Annotated in this window: 6 protein-coding genes and 3 pseudogenes; 3 read left to right on the top strand and 6 right to left on the bottom strand. The window is 60.3% G+C overall.

The features are described 5' to 3' along the window. A partial coding sequence (locus CQ12_RS30230) for an HlyD family secretion protein (RefSeq protein ID WP_488226007.1) occupies positions 1-599 on the bottom strand: 599 nt, incomplete at its 3' end. 1,712 nt (positions 600-2,311) lie between these two features. Between CQ12_RS30230 and CQ12_RS30225 the strand changes: the two genes are divergently transcribed. Together CQ12_RS30225 and CQ12_RS30220 are read left to right on the top strand one after the other, a co-directional pair. Continuing rightward, the gene (locus CQ12_RS30225; RefSeq protein ID WP_157088575.1) at positions 2,312-2,803 is read left to right on the top strand and encodes a hypothetical protein; all 492 of its coding nucleotides are present in this window, start codon (positions 2,312-2,314) and stop codon (positions 2,801-2,803) included. 504 nt (positions 2,804-3,307) lie between these two features. Beyond that, positions 3,308-3,893, top strand: a pseudogene (locus CQ12_RS30220) (DDE-type integrase/transposase/recombinase); the annotation flags it as partial. Between the two features lie 257 nt (positions 3,894-4,150). Here the strand turns inward: CQ12_RS30220 and CQ12_RS30215 are convergent. Then, positions 4,151-5,160, bottom strand: a pseudogene (locus CQ12_RS30215) (IS110 family RNA-guided transposase). A 68-nt stretch (positions 5,161-5,228) separates the two neighbouring features. Here CQ12_RS30215 and CQ12_RS44335 point away from each other — a divergent pair. After that, positions 5,229-5,393: pseudogene (locus tag CQ12_RS44335) on the top strand (integrase core domain-containing protein); the annotation flags it as partial. Between the two features lie 2,731 nt (positions 5,394-8,124). On the opposite strand, the gene tnpC reads toward CQ12_RS44335, so the two are convergent. From tnpC to CQ12_RS45720, 4 genes are all read right to left on the bottom strand, one after another. Next, on the bottom strand, positions 8,125-9,699 hold the full coding sequence (gene tnpC, locus CQ12_RS30200; protein WP_057838941.1) for an IS66 family transposase: 1,575 nt from the start codon (positions 9,697-9,699) through the stop codon (positions 8,125-8,127). A gap of 73 nt (positions 9,700-9,772) precedes the next feature. Continuing rightward, positions 9,773-10,120, bottom strand: coding sequence for an IS66 family insertion sequence element accessory protein TnpB (gene tnpB / locus CQ12_RS30195; protein WP_057838935.1), 348 nt, complete (start codon positions 10,118-10,120; stop codon positions 9,773-9,775). After that, positions 10,120-10,485, bottom strand: a complete 366-nt coding sequence (tnpA, locus tag CQ12_RS30190) for an IS66-like element accessory protein TnpA (protein ID WP_245310238.1) — start codon at positions 10,483-10,485, stop codon at positions 10,120-10,122. Before tnpA ends, tnpB begins: the two co-directional genes overlap by 1 nt. A gap of 760 nt (positions 10,486-11,245) precedes the next feature. Continuing rightward, positions 11,246-11,431: hypothetical protein (locus tag CQ12_RS45720; protein ID WP_210180598.1), on the bottom strand; the 186-nt coding region annotated here is incomplete at its 5' end.

Raw genomic sequence — 11,431 nt, 5'->3', positions numbered from 1 at the left:
GTGCGGGCTGAGGTGAGTTCCGTCTCGAAATAGTTGACGCGCTGTTGCGCACTCTCTACGTCTTGCTGTGCGACATCGAACTTCGCGCGCGCCCGATCCAGGCTGGCAGCCGTCTGAACGCCGCGATTGTTCAACTCATTGGCGCGTTTGAATTCCGCATCTGCCTCGCGCAGGCGCGCGGCTGCCGCATCCTGCGTCGCCCTCGTCTCGGCGATTCGTGCCTCGATCTGCCGAATTCTGCCGCGCTGGTAGTCAGTTGACTGCGCATCAAATCCAGCTCTCGATTGCGATAGCACGTCACGCTGACCGGCAATGCGTTTGAGTTCGCTGCGCTGATTATCCCGGTCGCGCTCAAGATCGAGAAGCCGAGCGGTATCGAAGCGCTCGTCGGCCACTTCAGCCGCGAGTTCCCCCGCGTTAATGCGTCCACCAATGCTCTTGACGGCAAGCGTGACCCGGCCGTCAATCGGCGCGCGCACGATGTAAAGTCGAGCATTTACGGTGGCATCTGCCGAAGTTCCAGCGAAGTGCTCGCCGATGACGACGTACAATCCGCCGGCGAGGAGGATCAAGCCGATGACCACACGTGCGAGCTTCATTGAGAGACGTCCAACCGCAATCCACGTCTTCTGTGGAGCAACTTAGAGGCGAATTTATGGAAGAGAGCGAACGATTAAATGCACCTTGAAGTTGAGCGTGATTGAATCGTCACGAGTCGATGCGAGACAGTTGATAAGTACGATGCGACAGCAGTAGGTCGTTCTGTCAGAGATCACAACGTCGGCCAGGTGTCGTTTCTCGCGAGCTCTCCGGAGGGAGTTAGAGCGTGGTCGTCCTTTGTTCATGCTCGGCGGATTGTTTAGCGCGTTGTAAACTATCGCTGCGCTTTGAGCTGATCCAATATTGTCGAGCCGTGGCTGAACGACTTCGGGGCAGTATTTCTCCGGGAACTGCCACTTCAATAACTCCGAAGAATCCTTGGAGCCGGCAGCAGGAGATTGGCTTGATTATTCCAGAAACCCAATTGAATTGCGCGAAGCAGGCTCCGCCGATTCTGCAACGCTATATGCTGCGGAAGCGAAAGAGCACGGCCAGCTCGGGCACTGAGCGTGTCCGCCGTGCGCGTTTCTTATCCTCGGCTACAATCGTGGGCATTCGATATCTCCCAACCTGAATAAAGAGTGGTTCTCTGCTCAGTTCCGATCATCAACTCTTCGGAAGCTAGCACAACCTCCAACATCTTCACGCCTACCTTCTTTGGTAGCGCTTGTGAAGTCGCTGGGCATCGATCTCGACCGGTTCACAGCGGCATTCGACCGTACCTTCTCCGCATCCAGGAAATCTGAGCCGTGGTGTCTTCGACAAGGAAAACTCGGGCGAAGGCAAGCCTGTGACCGGCGATCCGTTCTGGATGGCGGGTGACGACCAGCTTCCCAATCGACTGAACGCCCGCCCCGCTAGAAGCCTTCATCGTCGGTTTTCCACTCGCGGAAGCGGGCAAAGCGGCTCTTGTTGAAGCGCCTCGGGGTGTACATCGGCTTCGATCACGACACCGCATCCTACAGTGAAAATCGCCTGCGATCGCATCTGCCTGTTTGATTGTAGGGAAGGCACTCACTTTACGTTTACTGCGTGATTCTGATCACGGAGAATAGAAATGACGATGGGCAAAGCCGCATGGTTGAATTCACAAGAAACCGACATATCGTGACCAGCCACCACGAATATAACCAGAACCTGAAGCGGCGCGGCAAAACCTCGCCCAATTCCAGTCCTTCGTCTCATAAGCGGATGCGTTGTGGCGGGCGCCGCTAGCCGGGGACATCCCGATTGGCCTCGAACTGATCCTGCCTCGTCTGCTGGTCGAGGCGAACGCGGTGGGTTTGGCGCTGCCGGCAAAACAATACGATGCGTTGGTCCAACTGGGAGAAAAAACCGGCAATACTGCGTCGAGCAACACTCCCGGTGGGAATGGGAGGCGTGGGGCAGCAATCCCAGCGCCGCAATGCTTGATCGCGCCGGCAGCGTCGGCATCAGCCCGTCGGCGACTGCCGCATGGCTGTATGCGGCCTGAACGCCGGATTCGACGAAGCCCCGATTCGGAATGCCGAACAATATCTGGAAAAAGCTCCTGTCTGCACCGGCGCCGGGATCTCAGGTGTGATGCCGAACGTCTGGCCGATCGACATATTCGAACCGTCTTGGATCCTGAATACCCTCGCCTTGGGCGATGTGCTGCAGCCCATTGAACTGGCGGCAATGGGTCGCACAGATCGTTACAAAATTGCGAGGCGACATCAACAAGAGAGGCTTGGGTGCGGCCATCAACTTCGCTCCCGACGGCGATGACATCGGCAGTCGTGATGTAGGTTCTCGCAATGACTGGTTACCGATTGCCTTACAACCCCTAGGTAGCTTTGCGCTCGGGAATCTATTCCTGACCTACCCGGTGAGTGAGCGTAACCCGACGGTGTCCACCATCGCCCATGCCGTTCACGCGCTGCTCCTGATCGGAGAATCCCTCGAGGCTGGCGAGGCCTATCTGGAACAAAGCAGAGATGATGACGGCGTCTGGAGTGGCAAGAAGCGGCATGCGTCGTGGTTGTGCCTGACCGCGCAGGCAATTGCCGCGCTTGGGCATGGTCGCCCTGCATGGCGCGACGAGCGGGCGCTGGCAGGCTTGCTGGCGAAACAGCATGCCTGCGGCGGCTGCGGGATCGGCGATGCGCCCACATTCGAGGAAAGCGCATATGCGGTGCTCTCTCTCCATATGCTCTCCAGCCACAAAATCCGGCAACCGTGATCGCCGATGCGACGTCCAAGGCATGCCAGTGGATGCTGGGCGCTTACGTGCCATACGTCAGGCCGACCCGTGCGCTTTGGATCGGTAAAGAACTCTACTGCCCGCGGCGCGTGCTGCGGGTGTATGAATTGGTCGGCTTGTTGGTGGCAAGCCGCTGGTCGCTATGAATGGCAGCGCTCGATCACTTATTTGCGAAGGAAACAAGAGTAAGCCTGATGAATTGTTGTCCGACCTGCTGGCGTGGGGTCACGGGCTTAAAGCGTTTAAGCGCGAGCATGCAATCGAAGCCTTGCATGGAGGCAGCTCTTTCTCATAGGTGTTGAGGACAAGTACGGCCGGATGATCCAGAGCGTCGGCACGCAGAACAAGCAGGCCAGCCACGCGTTCATCGGCTGGACGATCGTCTCGATGAACAGATATTGGAACAACACGAGCCGGATGCCGTCAGCGAGGTGCTGTCTGGCAGGATTCCGGCCAGCACCTCAAAGCTGAACGTTACCTGGCGCTGCTGAGGTTGTGGGCGCGGATCGGAAGTTGCTCCGTTATCGCGCCAGCCGCCCTGCGGACGCGGCTCTGCGGGGCCGTTTGCGCGATCTCGCCAACGAGCGGCGGCGGTTCGGCTACCGCCGGCTATGCGTCCTGCTGCGAAGGGAGGAGAGCCCTTGGGGATCAATCGGATCTACCGGCTTTATCGCGAGGAAGGGCTCACCGTCCGCAAGCGGCGGGCTCGCCGCAAAGCTGTGGGGACCCGTGCCCCGATCCTGATCGAGGCGAGGACCAACGCGCGCTGGTCGCTGGACTTCGTCCACGACCAGTTCGCCAACGGCCGGCGCTTCCGCATTCTCAACATCGTCGACGACGTCACTAAGGAATGCCTGGGCGCCATTCCGGAGACGTCCATCTCGGGACGGCGCGTCGCCCGCGAACTGACGGCAATCGTCGAGCGACGTGGCAAGCCGGGAATGATCGTGTCCGACCATGGCACCGAGTTCACCTGCCACGCCATGCTCGCCTGGAGCAAGACACGGTCATCGATTGGCACTTTATCGCGCCGGGAAAGCCGATGCAGAACGGCTTCGTCGAGAGTTTTTGTATAGGCGGCCCCGCGGATGCAAGGGATTTCAGCAGCACTTTGGATACCGGTCGGGTGGGGTCATGTATACGGCCTGTTAGTGCGACCGATGGCATGGCCGCTGGCCCTGATGGAGATCGCGGATCGAGGCCTCATCAACGGGTCGCGCTTGTTGCGCTTAAAGCTCTTCGGGCTTGCTCGATTCCCAGCTCCGCCGGTGTCCATCATGCTGTCATTTGCCCTCACACCATAAGGTGGCCAACATACGCGGAAAGTCAGGCCGCGAGCTTAGGCCGATAGAACTCCCCGGTCGTCATCATCGCCCAGACGATCCGGGCCAACTTGTTGGCAACGGCGACGGCGACGACCATGGGCCGAGGCCGTTCAAGCAGGGCTTCGATCCAGACGCCTCCAACCCGGGAGCGTGCCTTTGGGTACCGAACGACGTTACGTGCTCCGATGACAAGCAAGTGCCTGAGATAGGAATCGCCCTGTTTCGTAATCCGGCCGAGCCGATCCTTCCCGCCGGTGGAATTCTGCTTATGCGTCAGGCCAAGCCAGGCCGCGAACTCCCGCCCGGAGCGGAACATTGTCGCGTCCGGCACGGTCGCGGCGAGAGCCGTGGCCGTTATGGGACCGATCCCGGGAATCGAGGACAGCAACTTCGCCATCGGATTTACTCGTTGGATCTGAACTAGCTCGCGCTGGATGGCCTCGACCTGCCGGTCCAATTCCTTCAGTTGGTTCACAAGGACGGCTAGTGCGATGCGGGCGTAGGCCGGTAGCGTCAGTTCCTCGTCATCCAACAAGTCCACCAGACCATCCACCCGTTGCCGGCCTTGCCCGACAATGATTCCGAACTCAGCAAAGTGAGCCCGAACGGCGCAGGCTGTCATGGTTCGTTGGCGGACCAACAAGCCTCTTGCACGATGAAGCATCAAGAAGCCCTGGTTCTCGACGCTCTTGATTGGAACGAACCGCATATTGGGACGGGTGACCGCTTCGCAGATCGCTGCCGCGTCAGCGGCGTCATTCTTGGCTCCTCTTCGTACGTAGGGCTTAACATAGGCTGGCGGGATCAATCTCACATCGTGATCTCCCGCGCCCAGTGGTGAGCAGTCGCGCAGGCCTCAATGCCGACTAGGCAAAGTGCGAGCGAGGAGAAGAACGACACGATCTCGCCTCGCCTTAGGCGTTGGCGACCGGCCACTTGGCCTTGGCCATCAACTGCATGGATATGAAAGACGTGCTTCGAAATGTCCAACCCAATTGTCGCGACTTCCATTGGTAAATTGCTCCTGATAGCGGGTTTGTCCATCGCCAGTATATCGCCGGCGCCGAGGGAGCGGGGCCGTCTTCCCCATCAATGGCCGGATGCGCGATGAACTGCTCAACGAGACCTTGTCCTTCGATCTGGATGACACCCGCACCAAGATCGCCAACTGGGTCGCCGACTACAATATCCGGCTTCACTCGTCGCTGAAATACCTGACCCCCGCGGCCTATGCCGCCCACCTCACCGCAACACTTTGGCGTGCAAAACCCCGAGACTTTAACCGCTGCTGGATGAAAATTCAGTGGCAGGTCAACCCGTTAGGAACGCGAGTGGGAACGTTCGTGCAATCTGACGGAGCAACAGGAATGCGAAAGTGCGTACTTCGGTTCCGATTTCAATCGCTTTTCTTATCGCGGGCTCCGCGGCTCGCGCCGGTTCAACGATGGAGACTACTCGAACACCGACGCCCTGGGGCGCACCACAACCAATTCGGAGTCTGGCACTTAACCAACCCCGCCACGGGGCAGTGGACGACCACTTCAACGTGGGAATCCAACACCCCGGCTCGAAGGACGGCTGATGAGTCACCGATCGGGCGATGCGCCGAAGATCTGATTAAGCGGCATGAGCACGGTCACTTGCAGGATTGGCGAGGCGCGATTGATACTCCTTGTAGTTTACTTCGCGCTTCACATTCGAGAACGAATCATCAAACGTCCCGTGAACCTCGCCTTCGTCTTACCACCAGTCGCGCTAATGCGCTTTCCGACGAGGATGTCGGCAGCGGCGCTCTTACTGCCGCGCGTGCGGTACACCATCGTTCAATCGTCCCGTCAGCCATGAGTCCCTCATGGCAGCAACACGACTTGATCGGAGCGGCGAAGCCGCGCCTTCTTTATAGCAATTTTGCACGCCGCTGGGAATGTCACCGCGGTCTCCGTCACGAACTCATAATCCCGCAGAGTGATGCGGGTTGACACGATCCGGAAGCGCCATTTGCGGCGCCCGCTTGGTTTCTTACCGTGTTCGCGCTCCCACAGCGAAGTGTCAAAGCGCATGCCTGCCTAACGACCGTACGTTTTAACTTGGAACGCCGACATGCCAGCGGCCACTGCGCTTGACACTGCTTTGCCGTCCAGCGCATCGCGCGCGATCTGCCCGCCATCGCGCGCTACGTCCCAAGGGTGAGGCTCATCCTTCGGCTGGTATCTGTCGGGCTCGCCGTCGATGGGTTGATGGGGGCCATCACGCCTCGGGTCCCCGTACCCCCTCCACGCGAGCTCGAAGTCGGCGACCCGATGAAGCAACACAGTCGCTTCCATCGCGATGAGGTCGGCTTCCGTCTTCTTGGGTCGGTTGCACCTTCGTGTTCGTTCGGGAGCACCGTTTGATACTGGGATCGTGCTGCGCTCACGGAGTAGGCAATCAAACGGCCTTACACTGCGCCTTTGTCGCAGCTGAAGCCAAAAGTGAGCAAGTGACCGTCTCATGCTCTTGGACGGCTAGCCCGGACACTTCAACGCGGCGAAGGATGTCAAGTTGGGCTGGTAAGTTTTCATATTCTATTCCAGGCTCTCCCGCGCGATCATTGCGGACCAATCGCGCCCCCGCAGGGAGCCGAAGAAGGCGCGTCGCAGTTCGATGCTTGGCTCCGTCCACACGTCAGCGCCCCGCGGGCAAAGCTTGCGTGCCGCAGCTTCCAACCTCGCGTGCTTCAACGCAAAGGCCTATTTACCTAGTTTGGGCGTGTGCGCGTATTTGTATACGTAGAACATGCGCCGTCTCCTCCCTAATAATTAGCGCTTCGTTCTCGCCGTCCGCAACCTATGACAACTGGTAGGTCAGCTCACCCGTTGTCGGCGGACTCCATGCGCGCTTCAATCCCCGCGGTCTTGGAATCCTCGCGCATGTCAACTTTGCAGGCCTTGATCGTAACCGGGCCGAACACGACACTCGTCGGACGGACGTCCGTGGGCTGGGGTGACCCTCCGCCCGCACAAGTTCATAGTTCAGCCACCCGCGGCGAGTCCGCCCGGTGCATTTCCACGCCTCCCGCCAAACGTCGCCGTTTTCCTCAGCGCAGCCGATGAAAGTTTCGCCGTGCCGCCGGATCGTAGACCGGCCATGTTGAGCCGCAGCGCCAGACTTTCGTTGAGGGCATCACGTTTGGCGACATTCACGCGGCGGAGATGGAGCATTGGATTCGCGAGCTCGCATAACGCCCTAACTGCGTTGCGCTGTGGGTGCGTGCGTAGTGCTCGATGGCAGGAAGATTACGGTGAGGTGGGCCGAATTCGGCCGGTTCTCTGAACCGGCCGCCCATTAGCTTCCCACCTGATCACTCTGCAACCGCGAGGTCCATCAGGGGTACAAAATTCCATTGCTGAGCAACTGACCCGTTGAATTGGTGGAGCCAGGTAGGATTGCCGTCTTTCGTGACGCGGTTTTTGTTGTCAAACACTGCTTTGTGTCGGCGACACTTAGAATAAAGCCCGGACTCGTGAGTAATTCCCATCGCTGTTCGGGCTCAGCAGGGTCGTAGACGGCGAGCGACAATAGTACTTCCGGAGAGCGGCACGATCGCCTTGGGGCGCGATCGCGAGCCGACCTGCGCTTGAGTTCAACGTACTGGCCCCTGTGTCATAGCTGACGTCCCATAGAGTGAAGCGATTTTGGGTGCCTTTTGCGCGGAGCACCACGCGGCGCCGGCCATTTGATCGGATGCTCCAAGCACGAAGTTTGGGTCCGCCTTGTACTCGATTACATAAATGCCCATTCTGACCTCCAAGGCACAGGTGCACAACTTAAACTGCCACACAGCTTGAGGTCAAAAGGGCAAGAGATTCCTTTAGTTGTGTCCGGTACCCGCAACATGCGATACGTGCAGGTTGTGTTGCAATCACTTGCGCATTAAAGGTACGCATCCGGCGACGGCCCCTGGTCAGGTCGCTTTGGGCGGATAGCCGATTGCGCTCAGGCGGCGTGAGCGACGCTCTGAGGGCGCCAGTTCCAAGGCAGGAGTTCGTGGATGCGCCTGGCGGGATGATCCGGCAGGCGAGCCAGCACGTCGGCGAGCCAAGCCTGTGGATCGATGTCGTTGAGCTTTGCGGTGGCGATGAGGGTGTAGATCGTCGCCGCACGTCGGCCGCCCTCATCGGAGCCGGCGAAGGTCCAGTTTCTTCTGCCGACGGCGACAGCCCGTAGCTCGCGCTCGGCCGCATTGTTCGACATGCAAAGGCGGCCGTCTTCGAGGAAGCGAGTGAATGCGTCCCAGCGGTTGAGGCTGTAATTGATCGCCTTGGTCGTGTCGTTGTTCCTGGAGAGCTTGGCGCGCTGTTCGCGCAACCACGCCTGCAGTTCGACGATCAGAGGGCGGCTACGCTCCTGGCGCACGCGCAGGCGCTCCTGCGGAGCAAGACCGTTGATCTCGCGTTCGAAGGCGAACAGGACATTGATGCGCTTGACCGCCTCGGCCGCGATCGGCGCCTTGCTCAGCCGCGCGAGATCGAAGAACTTGCGCCTACGGTGTGCCCAGCACGCGGCCTCGATGATCGGCCCTCTCTTGCGATTGGCCTCGTAGAGCCTGCCAAAGCCGGCGTAGGCGTCGGCTTGCATCAGTCCGGCATAGCCCGCCAAATGCTGCTCCGGATGCTCACCGCCACGATCCGGCGAGTAGAAGAACACGGCCGCTGGCGGGTCTGGTCCGGCAAACGGGCGGTCGTCGCGCACATAGGTCCAGAGCCGGCCCGTCCGGGTCTTACCCTTGGCCAGGACCGGCACTGTAGTGTCGTCGGCGTGGATGCGCTCGGCCGCAAAGACATGGCTCCGGATCGTATCGACCAGCGGCATCAGGGTTGCCGCGGAGGCGCCTACCCAGTCCGCCAGCGTCGATACGTCGAGGTCGATGCCTTCGCGCTGGTAGACCTCGCTCTGACGGTTGAGTGGCAGGTGCAGGCCATACTTGGCGAACAGGACATGGGCCAGCAGCCTGGGTCCCGCGCGTCCACGCGCAATCGGGTGCGAGGGGGCCGGCGGCTGGCTGATCGCTTCGCAGGCCCGGCAGACGAACTTCTCACGGACGTGCTGGATCACTTTCCACTGGCGCGGGATGAGCTCCAGCGTCTCGGTCACATCCTCGCCGAGCTTGCGCAATCGGTTGTCGCCGCAGCATGGGCAGGTCGCAGGCATTGGATACACAAGGCGCTCCCGCGGCAGATGCTCCGGCAGCGGCCGGCGCGCCGGCTTGCGCCGCTCGAACGAGGGCACCGTAATCTTCTCGGTTGCGGCCATCTGCGCCGCGGTCTCGGCTTGCGCGGCGTTCTCCTCGAGATCGGCGAGCTGCAGCTCAAGCTGGTCCAGCAATGCGCCGCGCTCGGAAGATTGTCCGAACTGCTCGTGCCGCAGCTTCTTGATCGTGAGTTTGAGCTTCTCGATCAGCAATATCCGCGCCTGCGCCTCCGCTTCCGCGGCCAAGCGGGCCGCGCGCTCGGCGCGCAGCATCGCCTTCAGGGTGGTCACATCGTCGGGGAGAGAATCATCGGCGCCCATCGCCGACCAGAGAATCACAAGACGCCGGCTCTGTCCGGACTGCCAATCGTGCCATCGATTCAAATCCCAGCGATCAGCCGGCCGCCTGCGGCCGCCAGGTGTGTTGCGGCATCCGCCAGTCGATGCCCTCAAGCAGGTAGCCAAGCTGGGCTGGGGTGATGGTCACCACGCCATCGGCCGACAACGGCCAGAGGAAGCGGCCGCGCTCCAGTCGCTTGGCATAAAGCGACATGCCGAGCCCATCATGCCAAAGGATCTTGATCAGCTTGCCGCTCTTGCCGCGGAACACGTAGAGGTCGCCGCCGTGCGGGTCGCGCTTGAGAGCTTCCTGCACCAGCAACGCCAGCGAGTTCATGCCGCGCCGCATGTCGGTGTGGCCAGTTGCAATCCACACCCGCACGCCCGAAGCAATGGGGATCATCACCGCTGTCCATCGGCCAGCGCCGCGACCGCGGCCTTCAGCATCGCCGCGTCGACCGTGCCGGTGATCCGCATCCGAGCCCCAGCCGCAAACTCGATCTCGATCGCCCCGCTGCTGGCCGGACCGACTGGACCAGGCGTCGTCCCCAAGTCCGAGATCATCCTCGCTGGTACAAAGCCCATTTGTTGCGCGGCGGCATCCTTCGGCTCAGGGCGAAACAACCGTCGCCAACGGAGCAGCAACGAGCGCGAAACTCCGTATCGCCGCGCCGTCGCCGCGACCTGGCGCGGCGCCTGTAAGCTCTCCAGGACTATCTTGAGCTTCTCGTCCTCGGACCAGCGGCGCCGCCGGCCGGTCTCCACCACTTCAAGCCGTTCGACTTGAGCACTGCGCCTATCACTGTCCATAAGGACAGTTCTCGACACCGCGCCTCATTCGGCAAGGTGGCCGCCACCGGATGCGTACCATTAAAGCGAACACAACTCGACAAGACACGACAGCCAGAAAAGGTGCAGACGCCTTTTCAAGAACCGGCACGCTGTTTGCTTCGCTGGAGTAAGCATCGCCAGTCTTGCAGGAGCGGCGATCCTAAGGGCGGGCCCGGGATGTTACGCGGCCATTTCGGGTCCGCCCCGTTAACGCGAGGCAACATGGAGCAACTTCCGCGGCGATTGCATTCGCGCATAGCCTCGACCGCGAAGTTCTCAGCGTGTACGAACATGAAGGCCGCGGGCACAACAGGAATCAGTGTCCGCGTAACCTGGAGCTTAGCAAACCGTTACGACTTCAACAGAGTGCCACATCGCCGGTCAAGGCGATTTCCTGTTGATCTACGACTACGCCTGCCATCGTTCGCCTTTGCCATCAATTGCCACGGTTGGTAATTGCCCTTTAGATCGTGCGTACGGCTCCCTTAGCGTGATCTTCCGCAAGCGATTAGAGAATGAAACAGACCATTCCGGCGTTCTGCCGATAGAGCAGCGAGGATGTTTGGTAACGATCGCCAGGCGGTGTCCGATGATCCAGTCTCCGAAGACCTAGTCGTGGAGCCCCCATCGTTGGGGCGCATCACCACGCGGCCGGGTCGGACAAGAGGATCTGAAGATAAGCGCTTGACCGCTCGCGTCACGCGCGCTCGACTATCCGCGCGATAAGAAACTCGATGCGCAGCGCCATCTCAGGGAGTGGTGTCTCCGTCGTGTCGCTAGAGCTGGCTTCCGTGGCATTTTTGCATAGTCTGCAGCGCTGCGCTGACCCAGACAATGCACCGTTTCTTTCCATACTTCTCGTCAATTGGAGATCACTTAACGG

Source organism: Bradyrhizobium jicamae, from assembly GCF_001440395.1.
Lineage (GTDB): Bacteria > Pseudomonadota > Alphaproteobacteria > Rhizobiales > Xanthobacteraceae > Bradyrhizobium > Bradyrhizobium jicamae.
Note: the sequence above shows the minus strand (reverse complement) of the source record. Positions and strands in the feature narration are given on the sequence as shown.

Excerpts from the sequence above, each read along its gene's own strand:
- tnpC (WP_057838941.1), bottom strand. The coding sequence starts at position 9,699 with ATGGGCGCCGATGATTCTCTCCCCGACGATGTGACCACCCTGAAGGCG.
- tnpB (WP_057838935.1), bottom strand. The coding sequence starts at position 10,120 with ATGATCCCCATTGCTTCGGGCGTGCGGGTGTGGATTGCAACTGGCCAC.